We start from the raw sequence: 20132 nt of genomic DNA on the forward strand, positions 1-20132 counted from the left end.
GTTTACCCGGCGGGCGCCCGGTCTACGATGCGCCCCATGAGCTTTGGGCAGGGGGAGCCGGGCGGGGGAACTCCGGACTGGGCGGCGCTCGCCGCGGACACGGCGGCGCGCGACCGCCGCCGGAAGCTGCTGATGATCGGCGGTGGGGTGCTGGCCGCGGGCGGGGTGGCGGCGATCGTGGCCACCGCGATCGTGCGGTCGGACGGCGGTGGTGGCGATGGCGGCAAGCGGGCCGCCGGAGCCTCCGCGCCCGCTTCCTCCCCCGGAACCCCCGGAACCCCCGAACCCACCTTCGCCCCGGTCGCCCCGCCCCCGCCCCAGGACCCCCGGGCCTTCATCTCCAGCGCGGAGAAGGACAAGGCCCCGCTGACCACCGGAACGCTGTTCCCCGACGCCAAGCCCGCCCTGTCGGGCCGGACGTACGAGCGGACCGCCACCGCGGCCACCACCGACTGCGCCTCCGTCACCCAGGGCGCACTCGGCTCCGTCCTGTCGTCCAACGGCTGCCGCCAGGTGCTGCGCGCCACCTACGTACGCGACGGGGTGGCCGTGACGGTCGGCGTCGCCGTCTTCGACACCAAGGCCGCCGCGGACAAGGCGAAGGCCCAGTCGGCGGGCAACATCGCCGCTCTGTCCGGCGACGGCGCCGCCGCCTTCTGCCAGGCGACGGCCTGCCGGCTGACGGCGAACGCGGAGGGGCGGTACGCGTACTTCACGGTCGCGGGGAACGCGGACAACAGGCCGGTGACCGCGGACGAGCGCAAGGCGCTCGATGCCGGTCGGGATATCTCGACGTACGCGTTCGGCCGCGTCCTGGCCCGGGGGCGGGCGGCGGCTGCGGCAGCGGCGGCGTCGTCGGTCACCCACTGACGGGGGGCGCCTGCGGCGGGCTGGTGCCCCGGTCCCGCCCTTTCACCGTTTCTTGCGGGGGCGAGCCCCCGCACCCCCGGGCGGGCTGACCACTCAGCCCGTCCGGCGTTTGAGGACAACCGCGCGGAGCGCGGTTTCGGGGGTCCGGGGGCTTGCCCCCGGGAATCGGCGAAGGGGCAGGACCGGGGCACCGCCCGCCGCAGGCGCTACCCCTCGTCCCCCTGCGGCAGCACCCCCGGCCCACCGCCCCCCTTGTCATCGGCGGCACCCGTCGGCCGCAACCCCGCCGCCTCAACCCGCCGCACCTGCGCCCCCACCAACCGCTCCGGAATCTCCGCCCGCCCGGGATCCCCAAGGCTCGTGGCGAAGAACATGGACAGCACCTCCCCCGACCGCACCACAGTGATCAGCGTCGGCGCCTCCTCCACCGCATTGGTGAGCCGATAGGCGGCCGCCTCATCCCCCAGCCGGGGCGCCGCCACGTTCTCGACCGCGTCGAACACCTGCCGTTCGCCCTCGCCCGTCCGCATCGTGAACCCGCCCGCGCAGCCCGCCGCCGCGTCCCGGAGTCCGCGGAGCGTGGCCGCGGCCTCGCCGGGCCGGTACTCGGCGACCCGCACGGTCCCCAGCAGACCCTCGTCGGGCCCGTCCTGCTCGCCCGCGAACGTGGACATCACCGACTCCAGCGGCCGCGGCCGCGGCTGCGAGCCCAGGGCCGTGGCCAGCGGCCGGCACGCGGCCCGGTCGGCGGTGGGCGTGCCGCGGCCGGCGGAGCCCGGTGGCGCCTGCTCGATCACCAGCCCGGACACCTCGTCCTTGGTGAGCTCGACGCCGCCGAGCCGCCCGGCCCGCCGCCCGTCACCGCTCTCCTCGGACGCACCGGGCGACTCTCCGGCCGCCGGCCCCCGGTCCCGGGCGTCGGCGGACCCCACCGAGCGCTTCCCGTCGTTCCCGTGCCCGGCCCCGGCCCGGTCCCCCGCGCAGCCGGCCACCGGCACCAGCATTCCCACCGTCACGGCCGCACACAGCGCGGCCGCCGTTCTCGCCTTCACGTCCCCCACCCTTCCAGTCGCCAGGGGCCGGGGCCCGTCACGCCACACCGGCGTCGCACCGCCGCTCCCCGCGGCCCCGCGTCCCGCACCCCGGCCACCGGCGGTCATTCCGGTGTCGGGTCCCCCGGGGGACGCCTCGATCTCGTCGAGATCTCAGGATGAGCGGGCGGCGCCACGATTGACGCACGGGGACATCACGACGCGAGCACGAAACGCGAACGCGCAGACGACCAGAGGGCGCACGACGGTCCACCCGCACGCCCCCGGTTCACCCCCGGCACGGTCCCCGCCGACCACCGCCCGACGCGTGACAGAGGCCACAATGTAGGCTGCCCAGGCAACCGAACCCCCCGTCGGCGGTCTCATCCGGTACAGACCGGTCTCCACGACCGGCCGGCAGGGGACGGACCCCGAGTACCCAGGCCAGGGGGAAGGACGGACGCGGCGCCGGCAGAGGCGTGTCGCGCACACACCGCCATGAAGATCTCTTTCCTGTTGCAGAACGCGTACGGCATCGGCGGCACCATCCGCTCCACGTTCAACGTCGCCAGTGCGCTCGCCGCCCGGCACGACGTGGAGATCGTGTCGATCCTGCGGACCGGCAAGGTCCCCCGGCTGCCGCTCCACCCCAAGGTCAAGCTGGTCAACCTCATCGACACCCGTGAGGACCACGGGGCCGACCGCGGCGACCCGCTTCTGTCGCAGGACAGCGCCTACATCCCGCCCAAGGAGGCGAAGGGCGCCCACTTCAGCGCCCTCACCGACCGCCGGGTCGCCGACCACCTCGCCGAGACGGACGCCGACGTCGTCGTCGCCACCCGCCCCGGCCTGGTGATGTACCTGGCCGGCTTCGGCCAGGACCGCTACCTGAAGATCGGCCAGGAGCACCGGATCTACGGCACCCACGAGCCGAACATCCGCGCCGCCCAGGACCGCGCCATCCCGCACCTGGACGCCCACACCACCGTTTCCGAGGCGGACGCCCGCACCCACCGCGAGCAGTTCCCCGACGTCAAGACGAAGATCATCTGCATCCCCAACGGCTGCCCGCCCAGCGAGGTCGAGCCCGCCGACCCGGCCACCAAGCTCGTCGTCGCCGCCGGCCGCCTGATCCCGGTCAAGCGCTACGACCTGCTGGTCGCCGCCTGGGCGACCGTGCACGCCAAGCGCCCCGACTGGAACCTGCGGATCTACGGCCGCGGCCCCGAACTGGCCAAGCTCCGCGCCCAGATCGAGCGCCTCGGCCTCACCGAGACGATCACCCTCATGGGCGCCCACTCGCCCATCGAGACCGAGTGGGCCAAGGGCTCCATCGCCGCCGTCACCTCCCGCGAGGAGTCGTTCGGCATGACGATCGTGGAGGCCATGAACTGCGGCGTCCCCGTCGTCGCCACCGACTGCCCGCACGGCCCCGGCGAGATCATCACCGACGGCAAGGACGGCCTCCTCGTCCCCGTCGGCGACAGCGAGGGCATCGCCAAGGGCCTGCTCAGGCTCATCGAGGACGACGAACTGCGCCGCACCATGGGCGCCGCCGCCCAGGTCTCCGCCCAGCGCTACGCCCCCGAGCAGATCGCCGACGCCTACGAGGACCTGATCCGCGGCCTCGGCGTGGACACCACCCCGCGGTCCGCCGACGCCGCGGCCGCCCCGGACAAGACCGTCCCGCTGGGCCAGAGCCTGCGCCGCACCATCGGCAAGGTCATCCGGCCGCTGCGGCACCGCCCGGTCGCCCAGCCGGCCCGCAAGCCGGTGTCCGAGGCGCTGAAGGAGATAGTCCGCCGGCCGCTGAAGGCCACCGCCTCCACCCGCGTCGACGCCGACGGCAACATCGTCGTCTCCGTCGACGGCAAGGGCCTGGCCGGCGACGACCTCTCGCTGACCGTCACCCGCCGCAAGGAGGGCAAGCCGGTCAGCGTCCCCCTCGCCACCCCCGCCACTCCGGGCGCGCCCTACACGGCCGTCCTGGACCGCGCCAAGCTGCGGCTGGACGAGGGCCGTTGGGACCTGCACGTCGTCCGCGACGAGGACAAGGCGCGCCGCCGCGTCGTCTCCCACCTCGCCGAGGGCAAGAACCTGCTGGGCCTGGAGCCGCTGCCCGGTTCCCCGTTCACCTGGATGATCGCCTACCCGACGGTGGACGGCTACCTGGCGCTGCGCGCCTGGCACCGCCCCGCGCACGCCGAGGCGCTGTCGATCCGTCAGACCGAGACGTCGCTGACGGTCCAGGGCCGGCTCTACGGCACCTCGTTCACCGAGGACACCAAGCCGTTCGTCATCGGCACCCCGCGCGCGGAGTCCGCTGCCGACATCTCGGCCGAGGTCACCGTCCTGGACCCGACGAGCTTCCGCTTCACCCTGCGCACCTCCCAGCTCAAGGCGGCCCGCGGCGACGAGGGCGCGATCTGGGACCTGGCGCTGCGGCTGGCCGGCGACGCCGAGCCGGTGCGGATCGGCCGGATCGTCGGGGACATCGTCGACCGCAACAAGACCGACATCTACCCGACGGTCGGCGGCGTCCGCCCGTACCTCACCGTCAACAGCGACCTGGCCGTCAACTGCCCGGCCGCTGAATCCACCTGACGGACTAGCAGCAACCGCCGGAACGCCCGGGGAGCGTGCGCTTGTTGCGCGCTTCCCGGTTGCGGGCCGCGAGCTCCGAGTCGGCCGGGTAGCCGACCTCCTCCAGGGTCAGCCCGTGCGGCCGCACCACATGCACCGCCGAGTCCCGCACCCCGGCCGCCAGCACCTTCCCCGGCCAGTCCACCGGCCGGTGCCCGTCGCCGACGAACAGCAGCGCGCCGACCAGCGACCGCACCATGTTGTGGCAGAACGCGTCGGCCTTCACGGTCGCGGTGATCACCCCGTCCGCGTCCCGCTCCCAGTCGAGCCGCTGGAGCGTACGGATGGTCGTGGCACCCTCGCGCTTCTTGCAGTACGCGGCGAAGTCGTGTTCCCCGACGAGCCGTTCGGCGGCCGCGTTCATCGCGTCGACGTCCAGCGGCCAGTCGTGCCACAGCACATGCCCGCGCAGCAGCGGATCGACCCCCGCCGGGTGGTCCACGACCCGGTACGCGTACCGCCGCCAGATCGCGGAGAACCGCGCGTTGAATCCGGCGGGCGCCTCCGCGACCCGCCACACCCGCACGTCGTGCGACAGCCGGCCGGCCAGCCGGCGCAGCAGCTTGTCCTCGTGCTCGGCCCACACCTCGACGGGCAGATCGACGTGCGCGACCTGGCCGCGGGCGTGCACCCCGGCGTCCGTCCGGCCCGCGACCGTCAGCTCGTACGTGGTCTTGGACCGCGTCACGGTCCGGATCGCGTCCTCCAGCTCGCCCTGGACCGTCCGCTGGCCCTCGCGCTGCTTGGCCCACCCGGAGAAGTCCTTGCCGTCGTACGACAGGTCCAGCCGCACCCGGACGTGACCGGGTTCCACCTCGTCACTCACCAGAGTTCCTCTCAGAAAACGCGGGACGGGCCCGCCCCCGTGAGGGAGCGGACCCGTCCGTGCACACACGCATCCGTCGGACGCGTCAGGCGTCCTTGGACTCCTCGGCCGGCGCCTCGGCGGCAGCGGCCTCGGACTCCTTGACCGCACGCTTGGTGGCGGCCTCGGCCTCGGCGACGGTCGCCTTCTTGGCGATCTCGCCCTCGACCAGCTCGATCACGGCCATGGGCGCGTTGTCGCCACGGCGGTTACCGATCTTGGTGATCCGGGTGTAGCCACCCGGACGCTCGGCGTAGCGCGGAGCGATCTCGGTGAAGAGGGTGTGGACGATGCCCTTGTCGGTGATCGTCTGCAGCACCTGGCGACGGTTGTGGATGTCGCCCTTCTTCGCCTTGGTGATCAGGCGCTCGGCGACCGGGCGCAGGCGACGGGCCTTGGCCTCGGTGGTGGTGATGCGGCCGTGCTCGAAGAGGGAGCGGGCGAGGTTCGCCAGCATCAGCTTCTCGTGCGCGGCACCGCCGCCCAGACGGGCACCCTTGGTGGGACGCGGCATGGTGTTTCTCCTAGGTGTCTGCCCCGGCCGTATCAGGTACCGGAGTCAGTATCCGAGCGGGCGGTCGCCCGTCGGAGATCCGGGACGCCTCGAAGAGGCGCCCGGAAGGGGCGCGGGGCGGTGTCGACTATGCGACTCCGTCGCGTGTGCGCGATCAGGCACAGCGCACCCGCACCCAAGATCCGTCCGTCGGACCCGAGCTCAGTACTGCTCGGTCTCGACGAAGCCCGCATCCGCGTCGTCGTCGGCGCCGAACGCGTCGGCGGCGGCGGTCGGGTCGAAGCCGGGAGGCGAGTCCTTCAGCGCCAGGCCCATACCGGCCAGCTTCGCCTTGACCTCGTCGATCGACTTCGCACCGAAGTTGCGGATGTCGAGCAGGTCGGCCTCGGAGCGGGCGACGAGCTCACCCACGGAGTGGATGCCCTCGCGCTTGAGGCAGTTGTACGACCGAACGGTGAGCTCCAGCTCCTCGATCGGCAGCGCCAGGTCGGCGGCCAGGGCGGCGTCCGTCGGGGACGGACCCATGTCGATGCCCTCGGCGTCGATGTTCAGCTCGCGGGCGAGACCGAACAGCTCGACCAGGGTCTTGCCGGCGGACGCCATGGCGTCACGCGGGCGCATGGCCTGCTTGGTCTCGACGTCGACGATCAGCTTGTCGAAGTCGGTGCGCTGCTCGACTCGGGTCGCCTCGACCTTGTAGGTGACCTTGAGGACCGGCGAGTAGATGGAGTCGACCGGGATACGGCCGATCTCCTGGCCCACCTGCTTGTTCTGGACGGCGGAGACGTAGCCGCGACCGCGCTCGACGGTCAGCTCCATCTCCAGCTTGCCCTTGGCGTTCAGCGTCGCCAGGACCAGGTCGGGGTTGTGCACCTCGACGCCGGCCGGCGGGGCGATGTCCGCGGCGGTGACCAGGCCGGGGCCCTGCTTGCGCAGGTACATCACGACCGGCTCGTCGTGCTCCGAGGAGACGACCAGCTGCTTGATGTTGAGGATGAGGTCGGTGACGTCCTCCTTGACGCCCGGCACGGTGGTGAACTCGTGCAGGACACCGTCGATGCGGATGGACGTGACCGCCGCACCCGGGATCGAGGAGAGGAGCGTACGACGCAGGGAGTTGCCGAGGGTGTAGCCGAAGCCCGGCTCCAGCGGCTCGATCACGAACCGCGAGCGGAACTCGTCGACGACCTCTTCGGTCAGCGAGGGACGCTGAGCGATCAGCATGCGATGAATCCTTCAGTCATGGACACCCACTATTTGATGTCCTGAGGTACTGCAAGGGTACGGGCGGCACGGCCCCGAGGAGCCGTACCGCCCGAACGCCGTATCAAGCGGCGCGATCACACCAGGGGTCGGAAGACCCTCGGATCAGACGCGGCGACGTGGGCCACCCCCGCTGACGCGGGGAAGGCCGCCGTGCGCCCGATCAGACGCGGCGACGCTTGGGGGGACGGCAGCCGTTGTGCGGGGTCGGGGTGACGTCCTGGATGGAGCCCACCTCGAGACCGGTCGCCTGGAGCGAACGGATGGCGGTCTCACGGCCGGAGCCCGGACCCTTGACGAAGACGTCGACCTTGCGCATGCCGTGCTCCTGCGCGCGGCGAGCGGCCGACTCGGCGGCCATCTGCGCGGCGAACGGGGTGGACTTGCGCGAGCCCTTGAAGCCGACGTGGCCGGCGGAGGCCCAGGAGATCACGTTGCCGGTCGGGTCCGTGATGGACACGATCGTGTTGTTGAACGTGCTCTTGATGTGCGCGTGGCCGTGAGCGACGTTCTTCTTTTCCTTGCGGCGCACCTTCTTGGCAGCGCCCTGACGACCCTTGGGGGGCATCTCTTACTCCTACAGGGAGGTGGTCGGTCCTACAGCGAAGACCGCGTGGTCAAGCGTCCGCTGAGGACTACTTCTTGCCCGGCTTCTTCTTGCCGGCGATGGCGCGACGCGGGCCCTTGCGGGTACGAGCGTTCGTGCTGGTGCGCTGACCGTGGACCGGCAGGCCACGACGGTGACGCAGACCCTGGTAGCAGCCGATCTCGACCTTGCGGCGGATGTCGGCCTGGATCTCGCGACGGAGGTCACCCTCGGTCTTGAGGTTGGCGTCCACGTACTCGCGGATCTTGACCAGGTCCTCTTCGGCCAGGTCACGAACGCGGGTGTTCGGGTTCACACCGGTCGCGGCGAGGGTCGCCTTCGACTGGGTGCGGCCGATACCGAAGACGTAGGTGAGTGCGACCTCCACGCGCTTGTCACGCGGGATGTCGACACCGGAAACGCGTGCCATTGAATGGCTCCAGATGTTCGTCGGAGGTCTTCCACAGGACCGCTCCCAGCCGCCGTCCCCTCCGCCGGGGCGAAGAGTTGGTACGGACTGGGTCCCCGGCCTCCGAAACCGGGGGTGTCGCCCTCCTTACAGAGAGGGACGGGCCCTGCGTATGTACGTTGCTCGCGTCGCGCGAAGAACTGCGGAGTGCGGTTCGGTGTGCGTCAGCCCTGGCGCTGCTTGTGGCGCAGGTTGTCGCAGATGACCATGACCCGGCCGTGGCGGCGGATCACCTTGCACTTGTCGCAGATCTTCTTGACGCTCGGCTTGACCTTCATGGGATGTGAGGTTCTCCGGGTCAGTGCCACCACCCCGCCGGAGCGGGATGCCGACAAGATCTACTTGTAGCGGTAGACGATCCGTCCGCGCGTCAGGTCGTACGGAGAGAGCTCCACCACGACCCGGTCGTCGGGAAGGATACGGATGTAGTGCATCCGCATCTTGCCGCTGATGTGCGCGAGGACCTTGTGACCGTTCTGGAGCTCCACCTTGAACATGGCGTTCGGCAGAGACTCGATCACGGTGCCCTCAATCTCGATGGCACCTTGCTTCTTGGCCACGCTTCGCCTTTCGAATCGGCTACCTTGATCGACTCCGGGATTCGCACCCCCGCGCGAACGCGGGCATGCGGATACACGAGAGCCGACGCATCAGTCTACGTCAGGGCAACCGGAAAGACTAATCCAGGGGTGCTTGCCCAGCCGCAGTGATCCTTAAGCGGCGGCTCCCGACCGGAAAAACCGCCACGAGCCGGGCCTCGGCCCGGCGGGCCGGCCCATCCCGACGCCGCCCTCCGACCGGTCGGCCCGGACACGGGCCGCCGTAAGGACCCCGCTCAGCCCAGCGGATCCGGCGCCGCCGTCACACCCGGCTCCGCCGGCTTCGCCCTCCCGCCACAGGCTCCTCACAACGCCGCCCTCGCGGGATCGGCGCCGGGGCGCCTCACAAGCTTCGAGCGGCTGCGCCGCCCTCCGACCGGCGGACGTGGCAGGGGCGGCCGCCAGGCCCTCGGCTCAGCCCAGCGGATCCGGCGCCGCCGTCACACCCAGCTCCGCCAGCTTCGCCTTCCCGCCGTCCACGGCGGTGAGCACCAGCGGCCCCTCCTCCGTCAGGGCGACGGAGTGCTCCCAGTGCGACGACCAGGTCAGGTCATCGGTGAGGACCGTCCACTCGTCCTCCAGGACGTGCGTCCGCGGCGTGCCCAGCGACACCATCGGCTCGATCGCGATGCAGAAGCCGGGGACCAGCTTCGGGCCGCGGCCCCGCTTGCGGGAGACGTAGTTCAGCAGGTGCGGGTCCATGTGCATCTCGGAGCCGATGCCGTGCCCGCCGTAGTCCTCGATGATCCCGTACTTGCCGGTCGCCGGGCGCGGCTGGCGGCGGATGTACGTCTCGATGGCCCGGGAGACGTCCACCAGCCGGTTGCCGTTCTTCACGGCCGCGATGCCGGCCCACATGGACTCCTCGGTCACCCGGGAGAGCTCCACCAGCTCCGGCGCGTGCCCGCCGCCCACGAAAGCGGTGAAGGCCGCGTCGCCGTGCCAGCCGTCGACGATGGCGCCGGCGTCGATGGAGATGATGTCGCCGTCCTTCAGGACGGTCTCCGCGCTCGGGATGCCGTGCACGACGACCTCGTTCACCGAGGTGCAGATCGTCGCGGGAAAGCCGCCGTAGCCGAGGAAGTTCGACTTGGCGCCGTGCTCGGCCAGCACCTTGCGGGCGACGTCGTCGAGGTCCTTGGTGGTCGCGCCGGGGACGGCCGCCTCCCGGGTGGCGGCGTGGATGGCGGCGACGACCAGCCCCGCCTCGCGCATCTTCGCGATCTGGTCCGGGGTCTTGATCTCTACCGCCATGGGGGCCTTCCTCGGCTCGACGACATATTCCGACAGAACGCGCGCAGGACCGCGCGGAAAACTGGTTCAAACAACACTACGGCCGCGATCCCCCGAAGGGCATCGCGGCCGTACACCACCGGTGGCTCAGGCGCCGTCCCGCGCGGGGAGCGCCTCCATGGCCCGCTGGGTCACCTCGGCGACCTTGCCGAGCGCGGAGATCGTCACCACCAGGCCCTGGGCCTTGTAGTAGTCGATGATCGGCTCGGTCTCGCTGTGGTAGACCTCCAGCCGCTTGCGGACCGTGTCCTCACGGTCGTCGTCGCGCTGGTAGAGCTCGCCGCCGCAGACGTCGCAGACGCCCTCGGTCTCCGAGCGGTTGTAGATCACGTGGAAGACGTGGCTGCTGTCCGCGCGGCAGATCCGGCGGCCGGCGATCCGCTTGACCACCTCGTCCTCGGGGACCTCCAGGTCCAGGACGGCGTCCAGCTTCAGGCCCTTGCGGTTCAGGTAGGCGTCCAGCGCCTCGGCCTGCCCGATGTTGCGCGGGAAGCCGTCCAGCAGGAAGCCGCCGGAGGCGTCGTCCTGGTCCATCCTGTCCTCGGCCATGCCGATGGTCACCGAGTCCGGGACCAGCTGGCCCGCGCGCATGTACTCCTGGGCCTGGACGCCCAGCGGGGTGCCCTGGCTGATGTTCGCCCGGAAGAGGTCGCCCGTCGAGATGTGCGGGATCGCGAGATTCTTGGCGAGGTACGCGGCCTGCGTACCCTTGCCGGCGCCGGGCGGCCCGACGAGGACGATTCGCATCAGCGGAGGAACCCTTCGTAGTTGCGCTGCTGAAGCTGGCTCTCGATCTGCTTCACCGTCTCCAGACCGACACCCACGATGATCAGGATGCTGGTTCCCCCGAATGGGAAGTTCTGGTTCGCGTTGAGTGTGACCAGCGCCACGGTGGGCACCAGGGCGATCACGCCCAGGTAGAGAGAGCCCGGCCACGTGATGCGGTTCAGCACGTAGCTCAGGTACTCCGCGGTGGGACGTCCCGCCCGGATGCCCGGGATGAACCCACCATACTTCTTCATGTTGTCTGCAACTTCTTCGGGGTTGAAGGAGATGGCGACGTAGAAGAAGGCGAAGAAAACGATCAGCAGGAAGTAAGTGACCATGTAGATCGGGTGGTCGCCCTTGACCAGGTTGGCCTGGATCCACTGCGCCCAGCCCGAGTCCTTGGAGTCGGTGAACTGCACCAGCAGCGCCGGGATGTAGAGCAGGGACGAGGCGAAAATCACGGGGATGACGCCCGCCTGGTTCACCTTGAGCGGGATGTAGGTCGACGTCCCGCCGTACGAACGGCGGCCGATCATGCGCTTCGCGTACTGCACGGGCACGCGCCGCTGCGCCTGCTCGACGAAGACCACGAGGCCGACCATGGCCAGGCCGCAGAGGATGACGAGGCCGAACTCCAGCCAGCCGCCCATCAGCTTGCCCTGGAGCTTGATCGCCCACAGCGCGCTCGGGAACTGCGCGGCGATCGAGGTGAACATCAGGATCGACATGCCGTTGCCGATGCCGCGGTCGGTGACGATCTCACCGAGCCACATGATGAGCGCGGTGCCCGCGGTCATGGTGATGACCATCGTGATGGTCGTGAAGATCGAGTGGTTGGGCACGATGTCGGACGCGACCGGGCAGTTGCCGAAGAGCGCGCCGTTGCGCGCGACGGCGACCAGACCGGTGCCCTGGAGCACGGCGAGCGCGATGGTCAGATAACGCGTGTACTGCGTGATCTTGGCCTGGCCGGACTGCCCTTCCTTCTTCAGGGCTTCCAGCCGGGGGATCACGACCGTGAGCAGCTGCAGGATGATGCTCGCCGTGATGTACGGCATGACCCCCAGCGCGAAGATCGTGATCTGCAGCAGCGCGCCACCACTGAACATGTTCACGAGGCCGAACAGGCCCTGACCACTCTTGGCCTGGTCGACACACGTCTGGACGTTCTGGTAGTTGACCCCCGGGATCGGGACCTGCGACCCGAGCCGGTAGAGCACCATGATGCCCAGCGTGAACAGCAGCTTCTTGCGCAGGTCGGGCGTCTTGAACGCCCGGGCGAACGCGGTGAGCACGGTGCCTCCTGCGCCTCTCACGCACCCACGTGAGAGGTAACGGTCTTGAGGATCGACGAATACATATCAGTCATGGCCGTGCGGGCACAGTCCGCACGACCCGGGGGTGATTCCCCCCATGGGTACAGCAACAGTCCACGCCACCTTACCGGCGACCGTGCCCGGCTAGGAACGACCAACCGGGGATGCCCCTATGGGACATCCCCGGTTGTCGGGTCAACGAACTCAGATGAGTTCGGTGACGGTGCCGCCGGCGGCGGCGATCTTCTCCTTGGCGGAACCGGAGACGGCGTCGACCGTCACCTGGATCGCCACGGAGATCTCGCCCTGGCCCAGGACCTTGACGAGCTCGTTCTTGCGCACCGCGCCCTTGGCGACCAGGTCGGCCACCGTGACCTCGCCACCCTGCGGGTAGAGCGCGGCCAGCTTGTCCAGGTTCACGACCTGGAACTGCTTGTGGGCGGGGTTCTTGAAGCCCTTCAGCTTCGGGAGGCGCATGTGGAGGGGCATCTGCCCACCCTCGAAGCGCTCCGGAACCTGGTAACGGGCCTTGGTGCCCTTGGTACCACGGCCGGCCGTCTTACCCTTCGACGCCTCACCACGACCGACACGGGTCTTGGCGGTCTTGGCACCGGGGGCCGGACGGAGGTTGTGGACCTTCAGCGGGTTCTGCTCCGCCATGTCAGTCGACCTCCTCGACCGTGACGAGGTGGCGGACGGTCTGCACCATGCCGCGGATCTCGGGACGGTCTTCCTTGACAACCACGTCGTTGATCTTCTTCAGACCGAGCGAACGCAGGGTGTCGCGGTGGTTCTGCTTGCTGCCGATGTAGGACTTGGTCTGCGTGACCTTGAGACGAGCCATTACGCACCCGCCCCCGCACGCGCACGCAGCAGGGCGGCGGGCGCGACGTCCTCGAGCGGCAGACCACGACGGGCGGCGATCTCCTCGGGACGCTGCAGTCCCTTGAGGGCCTCCACCGTGGCGTGCACGATGTTGATCGGGTTCGACGAACCGAGCGACTTCGACAGGATGTCGTGGATGCCGGCGCACTCGAGCACCGCGCGCACCGGGCCACCGGCGATAACACCGGTACCGGGGGACGCGGGCTTGAGCATGACGACGCCGGCCGCCTTCTCGCCCTGGATCGGGTGCGGGACGGTGCCCTGGATCCGGGGGACCTTGAAGAAGTTCTTCTTGGCCTCTTCCACGCCCTTGGCGATGGCAGCCGGAACTTCCTTGGCCTTGCCGTAACCGACACCGACCGTGCCGTCACCGTCGCCCACCACGACCAGCGCGGTGAAGCTGAAGCGGCGACCACCCTTGACAACCTTGGCGACGCGGTTGATCGCGACTACGCGCTCAACGTACGCGGTCTTCTCGGCGGCAGCGCCACCGTCGCGACCCTTCCGGTCCCGCCGCTCGCCGCCACCGGCACCGCTTCCGCGGCGCTGGGGTCCAGCCATTGGAATTACCTCTCTCTGTTACGTCCGCTAGCTCCGGAACCGGGGCTTAGAACTTCAGCCCGGCTTCGCGGGCGGCGTCCGCCAGAGCGGCAATGCGCCCGGCGTACTGGTTGCCACCGCGGTCGAACACGACGGCCTCGACACCGGCGGCCTTGGCACGCTCGGCGACCAGGGCGCCAACCTTCTTGGCCTGGGCGCTCTTGTCACCCTCGCCACCGCGGATCGACGCGTCCAGGGTCGACGCCGACGCCAGGGTGTGACCCTTGATGTCGTCGATGACCTGGGCGGTGATGCCACGGTTGGAGCGCGTGACGACCAGGCGGGGGCGCTCGGCCGTACCGGAGATCCGCTTGCGGATGCGGATGTGGCGGCGCTTCGCGGCGGCGCGCTTGTAGGCGTCGCCCTTCGCGATCTTCACACCGTATGCCATGGCTTACTTACCCGCCTTTCCGACCTTGCGGCGGATGACTTCGCCCTCGTACTTGACGCCCTTGGCCTTGTACGGGTCGGGCTTCCGCAGCTTGCGGATGTTCGCGGCGACCTCGCCGACCTTCTGCTTGTCGATGCCCTCGACCGTCAGCTTGGTCGGGGACTCCACCTTGAAGGTGATGCCCTCGGGCGCCTCGACCAGGATCGGGTGGCTGTAGCCCAGGGCGAACTCCAGGTTGGAGCCCTTCGCCTGGACGCGGTAACCGACACCGCTGATCTCGAGCTTCTTGCTGTAGCCCTGGGTCACGCCGGTGATCATGTTCGCCACCAGCGTGCGCGACAGACCGTGCAGGGCCTTGTTCTGACGCTCGTCGTTCGGGCGGATGACGTTGAGCACGCCGTCCTCACCCTTATCGATAACGATGGGCGCCGACAGGGTCAGGTTCAGGGTGCCCTTGGGGCCCTTCACCTGCACGTCACGGCCATCGATGGTGACGTCCACACCAGCGGGAACCTGGATGGGCAGCTTGCCAATACGCGACATTAGCTATTCCTCCGTTCCCGGGTTACCAGACGTAGGCGAGGACTTCCCCACCCACGCCCTTCTTGCTGGCCTGCTGGCCGGTCAGGAGACCGTGGGACGTGGAGATGATCGCCACGCCCAGGCCGCCGAGAACCTTCGGCAGGTTGGTGGACTTTGCGTAGACCCGCAGGCCCGGCTTCGAGATCCGCTTGATGCCCGCGATGGAGCGCTCACGGTTCGGGCCGAACTTCAGCTCGAGGATCAGGGACTTGCCGACCTCGGCGTCCTCGACCTTCCAGCCGGTGATGTAGCCCTCCTGCTGCAGGATCTCGGCGATGTGCGCCTTGATCTTGCTGTGGGGCATGGCCACGGTGTCGTGGTAAGCCGAGTTCGCGTTCCGCAGACGGGTCAGCATGTCTGCGATCGGATCGGTCATGGTCATGTTTGGCCTTCGGCCTCTCTCGCCGGGGTTTCCTATCTGCGCCATCCCTCTCCCCGAGCTTCGTCGGAGCGGGTGCGGTGCGGGGACCTACGGCGTAGTAAGCGACGTTATGCGGCCCGCACGGAGGTGCGGGACACGTGCGGTCATGGGCGGCGGGCGCCCAACCCCTCAACTCTACGGGAGAGGGGAGGCGGGTGCCCGCCGTCCATTGGCTTACCGAGAGCCCTGGTTACCCAAGTGGGTAATTACCAGGAGCTCTTGGTCACGCCCGGCAGCTCGCCACGGTGAGCCATCTCACGAAGGCACACGCGGCAGAGGCCGAACTTGCGGTAAACGGAGTGCGGCCGGCCGCAGCGGTTGCAGCGGGTGTACGCGCGGACCGAGAACTTCGGCTTGCGCGCGGCCTTCGCGATCAGAGACTTCTTCGCCATCTCGGTCACGCCTCCTTGAAGGGGAAGCCGAGGTGACGAAGGAGGGCGCGGCCCTCGTCGTCGTTGGTCGCCGTGGTGACCACGGTGATGTCCATACCCCGGACGCGGTCGATCTTGTCCTGGTCGATCTCGTGGAACATGACCTGCTCCGTGAGACCGAAGGTGTAGTTGCCCCGGCCGTCGAACTGCTTCGGGGACAGACCACGGAAGTCGCGGATGCGCGGGAGCGCCAGCGACAGGGTGCGGTCCAGGAACTCCCACATGCGGTCGCCGCGGAGGGTGACGTGGGCACCGATCGGCTGGCCCTCACGCAGCTTGAACTGCGCGATGGACTTGCGGGCCTTGGTCACGGCGGGCTTCTGGCCGGTGATCGTGGTGAGGTCGCGGATGGCGCCCTCGATCAGCTTGGAGTCGCGGGCGGCGTCGCCCACACCCATGTTGACCACGATCTTGGTCAGGCCGGGGACCTGCATGACGTTCTCGTACGAGAACTCCTCACGCAGCTTGCCGATGATCTCTTCGCGGTAGCGCTGCTTGAGGCGCGGTGCGTTGGTGGTGGCAGTCATCAGATGTCCTCACCGGTCCGCTTGGCAACGCGGATCTTGTTGCCGTCCTCGTCGAAGCGGTAGCCGACGCGGGTGACGACCTTCTTGCCGTCCTTCTCCACGACGAGCTGAACGTTGCTCACGTGGATGGGGGCCTCGGTCGTGACGATGCCGCCGGTCTTCGAACCACGGGCGGTCTGGCCGGCCTTGGTGTGCTTCTTGACCCGGTTGACACCCTCGACCAGGACGCGGTCCTCGGCGGGCATGGCCTGAATGACCTTGCCCGTCTTGCCCTTGTCCTTGCCGGTGATGACCTGTACCAGGTCGCCCTTCTTGATCTTCATGCTTACAGCACCTCCGGCGCGAGCGAGACGATCTTCATGAACTTCTTCTCGCGCAGCTCTCGGCCCACGGGGCCGAAGATACGGGTGCCGCGGGGGTCACCGTCGTTCTTGAGGATGACGGCCGCGTTCTCGTCGAAGCGGATGTACGAGCCGTCCGGACGGCGGCGCTCCTTGACGGTGCGAACGACGACGGCCTTGACGACGTCGCCCTTCTTCACGTTGCCACCGGGGATCGCGTCCTTGACGGTGGCGACGATGACGTCACCGATGCCCGCGTAGCGGCGACCCGAGCCACCGAGAACACGGATGCAAAGGATCTCCTTGGCACCAGTGTTGTCGGCGACGCGAAGTCGCGACTCCTGCTGGATCACGTCTATCTCCTGATCGTCTGCCGGTTCCCGGCGGGGGCCTCACGGATGAGGCCCCACGCCGAGCCTGGCGGAACTTACCTGGGGGCTAATGCCCTCAGGTGATTACTTGGCCTTCTCGAGGATCTCGACGACGCGCCAGCGCTTCGTCGCGGACAGCGGCCGGGTCTCCATGAGGAGGACGCGGTCGCCGACACCCGCGGCGTTCTGCTCGTCGTGCGCCTTGAGCTTGTTGGTACGGCGGATGACCTTGCCGTACAGCGCGTGCTTGACGCGGTCCTCGACAGCGACGACGACGGTCTTGTCCATCTTGTCGCTGACGACGAGGCCCTCACGGGTCTTGCGGAAACCGCGCTCGTTCGTCTCAGTCATGTTCTTCTCGCTCATCAGGCGCTCTCCACCGTCTCGATGCCGAGCTCGCGCTCCCGCATCAGGGTGTAGATCCGGGCGATGTCCTTACGGACGGACTTGAGCCGACCGTGGTTCTCAAGCTGCCCGGTCGCCGCCTGGAAGCGGAGGTTGAACAGCTCTTCCTTGGCCTCACGGAGCTTCGCGACGAGGTCCTCGTCGTTCAGCTCACGCAGCTCGGTCGCCTTGATACCAGCGGCCATCACGACTCACCTGCCTCGCGCCGAACAATGCGGCACTTCATCGGAAGCTTGTGAGCGGCGCGGGTCAGCGCCTCACGAGCGACCTTTTCGTTCGGGAAAGACAGCTCGAACATCACCCGACCGGGCTTGACGTTCGCGATCCACCACTCCGGAGAACCCTTACCGGAACCCATGCGGGTCTCGGCCGGCTTCTTCGTCAGCGGACGGTCCGGGTAGATGTTGATCCAGACCTTGCCGCCACGCTTGATGTGACGGGTCATGGCGATACGAGCGGACTCGATCTGCCGGTTCGTCACGTAGGCCGGGGTCAGGGCCTGGATGCCGTACTCACCGAACGCCAGCTCGGTGCCACCCTTGGCCATGCCGTTCCGCTTGGGGTGGTGCTGCTTGCGGTGCTTGACCCTGCGAGGGATCAGCATGTCGGTCAGGCCTCCGTTCCGGTGGACTCAGCCGGAGCAGCGGTGGCCTCGGCCTTGGGGGCCTCGGCAGCCTGCTGCGGCTTGCGGCCGCGGCCGCCACGCTCGCCGCCGCGGCCACCACGGGCCGGACGGTCGCCGGCGCCACGCGACGGGCGGTTGCCCGCACGGGCGGCGGCGTTCTCGGCGCGGACCTCGGCGATGTTCTTGACGTCGCCCTTGTAGATCCAGACCTTCACGCCGATGCGGCCGAAGGTGGTCTTGGCCTCGAAGAAGCCGTAGTCGACGTTCGCGCGGAGCGTGTGCAGGGGCACACGGCCCTCGCGGTAGAACTCCGAGCGGGACATCTCGGCGCCGCCGAGACGGCCACCGCACTGGATCTTGATGCCCTTGGCGCCGGCCTTCATCGTCGACTGCATGCTCTTGCGCATGGCGCGACGGAAGGAGACGCGGGAGGACAGCTGCTCGGCGACGGCCTGGGCCACCAGCTGAGCGTCCACCTCGGGGTTCTTGACCTCGAGGATGTTCAGCTGGACCTGCTTGCCGGTCAGCTTCTCCAGCTCGCCGCGGATGCGGTCGGCCTCGGCGCCGCGGCGGCCGATGACGATGCCCGGACGAGCGGTGTGGATGTCGACGCGGACGCGGTCGCGGGTGCGCTCGATCTCGACCTTCGAGATACCGGCGCGCTCCATGCCCTTCGTCATCATGCGACGAATGGCGACGTCTTCCTTGACGTAGTCCTTGTACAGCTTGTCGGCGTACCAGCGGGACTTGAAGTCCGTGGTGATGCCGAGGCGGAACCCGTGCGGGTTAACCTTCTGGCCCATTACCGGGTTCCTTCCTTGCTGCTGACGACCACGGTGATGTGGCTGGTCCGCTTGCGGATCCGGTAGGCGCGGCCCTGGGCGCGCGGACGGAACCGCTTCAGGGTCGGGCCCTCGTCGACGTAGGCCTCGGAGATGTAGAGGCTGTCGGCGTCAGAGTGGTCGTAGTTGTGCGCGGCGTTGGCAATGGCGCTGTCCAGCACCTTGCCCACCGGCACGCTCGCGGCCTGCGGGGCGAAACGCAGGACCGCCTGAGCCTCCGTGGCGTCCATGCCACGGATGAGGTCCACCACGCGGCGGGCCTTCATGGGCGTGACGCGGATGTACCGCGCCTGGGCCCTGGCTTCCATGGTTGTCCCTTCGGTGTCAGTCATAGTCGTTCACACCCCGCGTTAGCGGCGCTTCGACTTCCGGTCGTCCTTGACGTGGCCGCGGAAGGTGCGGGTCGGCGAGAACTCGCCGAGCTTGTGGCCGACCATCGACTCGGTGACGAACACCGGGACGTGGGTCTTGCCGTTGTGCACCGCCAGCGTGTGGCCGATCATGGCCGGCACGATCATGGAGCGGCGGGACCAGGTCTTGATGACGTTCTTGGTACCAGCTTCGTTCTGGGCGTCCACCTTCTTGATGAGGTGGCCGTCGACGAAGGGTCCCTTCTTGAGACTACGCGGCATCTAAACCCGCTCCTAGCGCTTCTTGTTCGTCTTGCGGCGGCGGACGATGTACTTGTTGCTCGCCTTCTTGGGAGAACGAGTACGACCCTCCTTCTGACCCCACGGGGAGACCGGGTGGCGACCACCGGAGGTCTTACCCTCACCACCACCGTGCGGGTGGTCGACCGGGTTCATCGCGACACCGCGGACGGTCGGGCGAACGCCCTTCCAGCGCATGCGGCCGGCCTTGCCCCAGTTGATGTTCGACTGCTCGGCGTTGCCGACCTCGCCGACGGTGGCGCGGCAGCGGACGTCGACCAGGCGGATCTCACCGGACGGCATACGAAGGTGGGCCATCGTGCCCTCCTTCGCCAGCAGCTGCACGGAGGAACCGGCGGAGCGGGCGATCTTCGCGCCGCCACCGGGACGCAGCTCGATGGCGTGGATGGTCGTACCGACCGGGATGTTGCGCAGCGGCAGGTTGTTGCCCGGCTTGATGTCGGCCCCGGGGCCGTTCTCAATACGGTCGCCCTGGCCGAGGCCGCGCGGCGCGATGATGTAGCGCTTCTCGCCGTCCACGTAGTGGAGCAGCGCGATGCGCGCGGTGCGGTTGGGGTCGTACTCGATGTGAGCGACCTTGGCCGGCACGCCGTCCTTGTCGTGACGACGGAAGTCGATCACACGGTAGGCGCGCTTGTGGCCACCGCCCTGGTGGCGGACGGTCACACGACCGGCGTTGTTACGGCCGCCCTTGCTGTGCAGCGGGCGGACCAGCGACTTCTCCGGCGTGGACCGCGTGATCTCGACAAAGTCGGCGACGCTGGAGCCACGACGGCCCGGGGTCGTCGGCTTGTACTTGCGGATACCCATTTCTCAGTCCTCG

General features: G+C 68.9%; 30 protein-coding genes. 2 read left to right on the forward strand and 28 right to left on the reverse strand.

The window, feature by feature from the left end; all coding sequences use genetic code 11:
* Window positions 1–36: 36 nt before the first annotated feature.
* Window positions 37–870: a hypothetical protein gene (locus tag ACH4PU_RS18495; RefSeq protein WP_398272801.1), complete on the forward strand. Its 834-nt coding sequence runs from the start codon at window positions 37–39 to the stop codon at window positions 868–870.
* 206 nt (window positions 871–1076) lie between these two features.
* Here the strand turns inward: ACH4PU_RS18495 and ACH4PU_RS18500 are convergent, their stop codons facing one another.
* Entirely contained in the window at window positions 1077–1922 is an 846-nt protein-coding gene (locus ACH4PU_RS18500) for a hypothetical protein (protein ID WP_398272803.1), read from the reverse strand.
* Between the two features lie 477 nt (window positions 1923–2399).
* On the opposite strand from ACH4PU_RS18500, the gene ACH4PU_RS18505 reads away from it, so the two are divergent.
* Window positions 2400–4505, forward strand: a complete 2106-nt coding sequence (locus ACH4PU_RS18505; RefSeq protein WP_398272805.1) for a glycosyltransferase — start codon at window positions 2400–2402, stop codon at window positions 4503–4505.
* A gap of 4 nt (window positions 4506–4509) precedes the next feature.
* On the opposite strand, the gene truA is transcribed toward ACH4PU_RS18505, so the two are convergent.
* From truA to rplB, 27 genes are all read right to left on the reverse strand, one after another.
* Window positions 4510–5370, reverse strand: coding sequence for a tRNA pseudouridine(38-40) synthase TruA (gene truA, locus ACH4PU_RS18510; protein ID WP_398272808.1), 861 nt, complete (start codon window positions 5368–5370; stop codon window positions 4510–4512).
* 85 nt (window positions 5371–5455) lie between these two features.
* The gene (gene rplQ, locus ACH4PU_RS18515) at window positions 5456–5923 is read right to left on the reverse strand and encodes a 50S ribosomal protein L17 (RefSeq protein ID WP_398272810.1); all 468 of its coding nucleotides are present in this window, start codon (window positions 5921–5923) and stop codon (window positions 5456–5458) included.
* A gap of 201 nt (window positions 5924–6124) precedes the next feature.
* Complete coding sequence (locus ACH4PU_RS18520) at window positions 6125–7147, reverse strand: DNA-directed RNA polymerase subunit alpha (protein ID WP_004946635.1); 1023 nt, start codon at window positions 7145–7147, stop codon at window positions 6125–6127.
* A 202-nt stretch (window positions 7148–7349) separates the two neighbouring features.
* The gene (gene rpsK, locus ACH4PU_RS18525) at window positions 7350–7754 is read right to left on the reverse strand and encodes a 30S ribosomal protein S11 (protein ID WP_003948617.1); all 405 of its coding nucleotides are present in this window, start codon (window positions 7752–7754) and stop codon (window positions 7350–7352) included.
* 67 nt (window positions 7755–7821) lie between these two features.
* Window positions 7822–8202: a 30S ribosomal protein S13 gene (rpsM, locus tag ACH4PU_RS18530; protein WP_004946638.1), complete on the reverse strand. Its 381-nt coding sequence runs from the start codon at window positions 8200–8202 to the stop codon at window positions 7822–7824.
* A 203-nt stretch (window positions 8203–8405) separates the two neighbouring features.
* Window positions 8406–8519 (reverse strand): 50S ribosomal protein L36, encoded by a 114-nt coding sequence (gene rpmJ, locus ACH4PU_RS18535; RefSeq protein WP_003956441.1) that lies wholly within the window; start codon window positions 8517–8519, stop codon window positions 8406–8408.
* Between the two features lie 60 nt (window positions 8520–8579).
* Window positions 8580–8801 (reverse strand): translation initiation factor IF-1, encoded by a 222-nt coding sequence (infA, locus tag ACH4PU_RS18540; protein ID WP_003956442.1) that lies wholly within the window; start codon window positions 8799–8801, stop codon window positions 8580–8582.
* A 453-nt stretch (window positions 8802–9254) separates the two neighbouring features.
* Complete coding sequence (map, locus tag ACH4PU_RS18545) at window positions 9255–10094, reverse strand: type I methionyl aminopeptidase (RefSeq protein ID WP_398272813.1); 840 nt, start codon at window positions 10092–10094, stop codon at window positions 9255–9257.
* A gap of 126 nt (window positions 10095–10220) precedes the next feature.
* The gene (locus ACH4PU_RS18550; protein ID WP_398272815.1) at window positions 10221–10880 is read right to left on the reverse strand and encodes an adenylate kinase; all 660 of its coding nucleotides are present in this window, start codon (window positions 10878–10880) and stop codon (window positions 10221–10223) included.
* Window positions 10880–12196: a preprotein translocase subunit SecY gene (secY, locus tag ACH4PU_RS18555; protein WP_398272817.1), complete on the reverse strand. Its 1317-nt coding sequence runs from the start codon at window positions 12194–12196 to the stop codon at window positions 10880–10882. The genes ACH4PU_RS18550 and secY overlap by 1 nt, the downstream gene beginning before the upstream one ends.
* A 225-nt stretch (window positions 12197–12421) precedes the next feature.
* Window positions 12422–12877, reverse strand: a complete 456-nt coding sequence (gene rplO / locus ACH4PU_RS18560; protein WP_185943965.1) for a 50S ribosomal protein L15 — start codon at window positions 12875–12877, stop codon at window positions 12422–12424.
* Between the two features lies 1 nt (window position 12878).
* Window positions 12879–13061: a 50S ribosomal protein L30 gene (gene rpmD, locus ACH4PU_RS18565; RefSeq protein WP_171169730.1), complete on the reverse strand. Its 183-nt coding sequence runs from the start codon at window positions 13059–13061 to the stop codon at window positions 12879–12881.
* Window positions 13061–13663 carry a 30S ribosomal protein S5 gene (gene rpsE / locus ACH4PU_RS18570; protein WP_004946659.1) on the reverse strand — a complete coding sequence of 201 codons (603 nt, stop codon included), beginning with the start codon at window positions 13661–13663 and terminating at the stop codon, window positions 13061–13063. The genes rpmD and rpsE overlap by 1 nt, the downstream gene beginning before the upstream one ends.
* A gap of 46 nt (window positions 13664–13709) precedes the next feature.
* Window positions 13710–14093 (reverse strand): 50S ribosomal protein L18, encoded by a 384-nt coding sequence (gene rplR, locus ACH4PU_RS18575; RefSeq protein WP_004946663.1) that lies wholly within the window; start codon window positions 14091–14093, stop codon window positions 13710–13712.
* Window positions 14094–14096: 3 nt separating this feature from the next.
* Window positions 14097–14636 (reverse strand): 50S ribosomal protein L6, encoded by a 540-nt coding sequence (gene rplF, locus ACH4PU_RS18580; protein ID WP_398272821.1) that lies wholly within the window; start codon window positions 14634–14636, stop codon window positions 14097–14099.
* Between the two features lie 22 nt (window positions 14637–14658).
* Window positions 14659–15057, reverse strand: coding sequence for a 30S ribosomal protein S8 (gene rpsH, locus ACH4PU_RS18585; protein ID WP_004946667.1), 399 nt, complete (start codon window positions 15055–15057; stop codon window positions 14659–14661).
* A 245-nt stretch (window positions 15058–15302) separates the two neighbouring features.
* Window positions 15303–15488, reverse strand: a complete 186-nt coding sequence (locus tag ACH4PU_RS18590) for a type Z 30S ribosomal protein S14 (RefSeq protein ID WP_004946670.1) — start codon at window positions 15486–15488, stop codon at window positions 15303–15305.
* 5 nt (window positions 15489–15493) lie between these two features.
* Window positions 15494–16054 (reverse strand): 50S ribosomal protein L5, encoded by a 561-nt coding sequence (gene rplE / locus ACH4PU_RS18595; RefSeq protein ID WP_171169724.1) that lies wholly within the window; start codon window positions 16052–16054, stop codon window positions 15494–15496.
* On the reverse strand, window positions 16054–16377 hold the full coding sequence (gene rplX / locus ACH4PU_RS18600; protein WP_004946679.1) for a 50S ribosomal protein L24: 324 nt from the start codon (window positions 16375–16377) through the stop codon (window positions 16054–16056). The genes rplE and rplX overlap by 1 nt, the downstream gene beginning before the upstream one ends.
* A gap of 2 nt (window positions 16378–16379) precedes the next feature.
* Window positions 16380–16748 (reverse strand): 50S ribosomal protein L14, encoded by a 369-nt coding sequence (gene rplN, locus ACH4PU_RS18605; RefSeq protein ID WP_004946682.1) that lies wholly within the window; start codon window positions 16746–16748, stop codon window positions 16380–16382.
* A 102-nt stretch (window positions 16749–16850) separates the two neighbouring features.
* The gene (gene rpsQ, locus ACH4PU_RS18610) at window positions 16851–17132 is read right to left on the reverse strand and encodes a 30S ribosomal protein S17 (protein ID WP_004950457.1); all 282 of its coding nucleotides are present in this window, start codon (window positions 17130–17132) and stop codon (window positions 16851–16853) included.
* Window positions 17132–17356, reverse strand: coding sequence for a 50S ribosomal protein L29 (gene rpmC, locus ACH4PU_RS18615; RefSeq protein ID WP_030368408.1), 225 nt, complete (start codon window positions 17354–17356; stop codon window positions 17132–17134). The genes rpsQ and rpmC overlap by 1 nt, the downstream gene beginning before the upstream one ends.
* Window positions 17356–17775, reverse strand: a complete 420-nt coding sequence (gene rplP, locus ACH4PU_RS18620; protein ID WP_106677952.1) for a 50S ribosomal protein L16 — start codon at window positions 17773–17775, stop codon at window positions 17356–17358. Before rplP ends, rpmC begins: the two co-directional genes overlap by 1 nt.
* A gap of 5 nt (window positions 17776–17780) precedes the next feature.
* Window positions 17781–18599, reverse strand: a complete 819-nt coding sequence (gene rpsC / locus ACH4PU_RS18625; protein ID WP_071964543.1) for a 30S ribosomal protein S3 — start codon at window positions 18597–18599, stop codon at window positions 17781–17783.
* A complete protein-coding gene (gene rplV, locus ACH4PU_RS18630; protein WP_398272827.1) occupies window positions 18599–18946 on the reverse strand; it encodes a 50S ribosomal protein L22 in 348 nt (115 codons plus the stop codon). Before rplV ends, rpsC begins: the two co-directional genes overlap by 1 nt.
* A 42-nt stretch (window positions 18947–18988) precedes the next feature.
* Window positions 18989–19270, reverse strand: coding sequence for a 30S ribosomal protein S19 (gene rpsS / locus ACH4PU_RS18635; RefSeq protein WP_398272829.1), 282 nt, complete (start codon window positions 19268–19270; stop codon window positions 18989–18991).
* 12 nt (window positions 19271–19282) lie between these two features.
* A complete protein-coding gene (rplB, locus tag ACH4PU_RS18640; RefSeq protein ID WP_004950440.1) occupies window positions 19283–20119 on the reverse strand; it encodes a 50S ribosomal protein L2 in 837 nt (278 codons plus the stop codon).
* Window positions 20120–20132 lie beyond the last annotated feature (13 nt).

It is taken from the genome of Streptomyces sp. NPDC021100, from assembly GCF_044333095.1.
In the GTDB taxonomy this organism is placed as follows: domain Bacteria; phylum Actinomycetota; class Actinomycetes; order Streptomycetales; family Streptomycetaceae; genus Streptomyces.

Coding starts and splice junctions, on each gene's coding strand:
- ACH4PU_RS18495 (WP_398272801.1), top strand. CDS start 37: ATGAGCTTTGGGCAGGGGGAGCCGGGCGGGGGAACTCCGGACTGGGCG.
- ACH4PU_RS18505 (WP_398272805.1), top strand. CDS start 2,400: ATGAAGATCTCTTTCCTGTTGCAGAACGCGTACGGCATCGGCGGCACC.
- rplQ (WP_398272810.1), bottom strand. CDS start 5,923: ATGCCGCGTCCCACCAAGGGTGCCCGTCTGGGCGGCGGTGCCGCGCAC.
- ACH4PU_RS18520 (WP_004946635.1), bottom strand. CDS start 7,147: ATGCTGATCGCTCAGCGTCCCTCGCTGACCGAAGAGGTCGTCGACGAG.
- rpsK (WP_003948617.1), bottom strand. CDS start 7,754: ATGCCCCCCAAGGGTCGTCAGGGCGCTGCCAAGAAGGTGCGCCGCAAG.
- rpsM (WP_004946638.1), bottom strand. CDS start 8,202: ATGGCACGCGTTTCCGGTGTCGACATCCCGCGTGACAAGCGCGTGGAG.
- rpmJ (WP_003956441.1), bottom strand. CDS start 8,519: ATGAAGGTCAAGCCGAGCGTCAAGAAGATCTGCGACAAGTGCAAGGTG.
- map (WP_398272813.1), bottom strand. CDS start 10,094: ATGGCGGTAGAGATCAAGACCCCGGACCAGATCGCGAAGATGCGCGAG.
- ACH4PU_RS18550 (WP_398272815.1), bottom strand. CDS start 10,880: ATGCGAATCGTCCTCGTCGGGCCGCCCGGCGCCGGCAAGGGTACGCAG.
- rplO (WP_185943965.1), bottom strand. CDS start 12,877: ATGGCGGAGCAGAACCCGCTGAAGGTCCACAACCTCCGTCCGGCCCCC.
- rpmD (WP_171169730.1), bottom strand. CDS start 13,061: ATGGCTCGTCTCAAGGTCACGCAGACCAAGTCCTACATCGGCAGCAAG.
- rpsE (WP_004946659.1), bottom strand. CDS start 13,663: ATGGCTGGACCCCAGCGCCGCGGAAGCGGTGCCGGTGGCGGCGAGCGG.
- rplR (WP_004946663.1), bottom strand. CDS start 14,093: ATGGCATACGGTGTGAAGATCGCGAAGGGCGACGCCTACAAGCGCGCC.
- rplF (WP_398272821.1), bottom strand. CDS start 14,636: ATGTCGCGTATTGGCAAGCTGCCCATCCAGGTTCCCGCTGGTGTGGAC.
- rpsH (WP_004946667.1), bottom strand. CDS start 15,057: ATGACCATGACCGATCCGATCGCAGACATGCTGACCCGTCTGCGGAAC.
- ACH4PU_RS18590 (WP_004946670.1), bottom strand. CDS start 15,488: ATGGCGAAGAAGTCTCTGATCGCGAAGGCCGCGCGCAAGCCGAAGTTC.
- rplE (WP_171169724.1), bottom strand. CDS start 16,054: ATGACTGCCACCACCAACGCACCGCGCCTCAAGCAGCGCTACCGCGAA.
- rplX (WP_004946679.1), bottom strand. CDS start 16,377: ATGAAGATCAAGAAGGGCGACCTGGTACAGGTCATCACCGGCAAGGAC.
- rpsQ (WP_004950457.1), bottom strand. CDS start 17,132: ATGAGCGAGAAGAACATGACTGAGACGAACGAGCGCGGTTTCCGCAAG.
- rpmC (WP_030368408.1), bottom strand. CDS start 17,356: ATGGCCGCTGGTATCAAGGCGACCGAGCTGCGTGAGCTGAACGACGAG.
- rplP (WP_106677952.1), bottom strand. CDS start 17,775: ATGCTGATCCCTCGCAGGGTCAAGCACCGCAAGCAGCACCACCCCAAG.
- rpsC (WP_071964543.1), bottom strand. CDS start 18,599: ATGGGCCAGAAGGTTAACCCGCACGGGTTCCGCCTCGGCATCACCACG.
- rplV (WP_398272827.1), bottom strand. CDS start 18,946: ATGGAAGCCAGGGCCCAGGCGCGGTACATCCGCGTCACGCCCATGAAG.
- rpsS (WP_398272829.1), bottom strand. CDS start 19,270: ATGCCGCGTAGTCTCAAGAAGGGACCCTTCGTCGACGGCCACCTCATC.
- rplB (WP_004950440.1), bottom strand. CDS start 20,119: ATGGGTATCCGCAAGTACAAGCCGACGACCCCGGGCCGTCGTGGCTCC.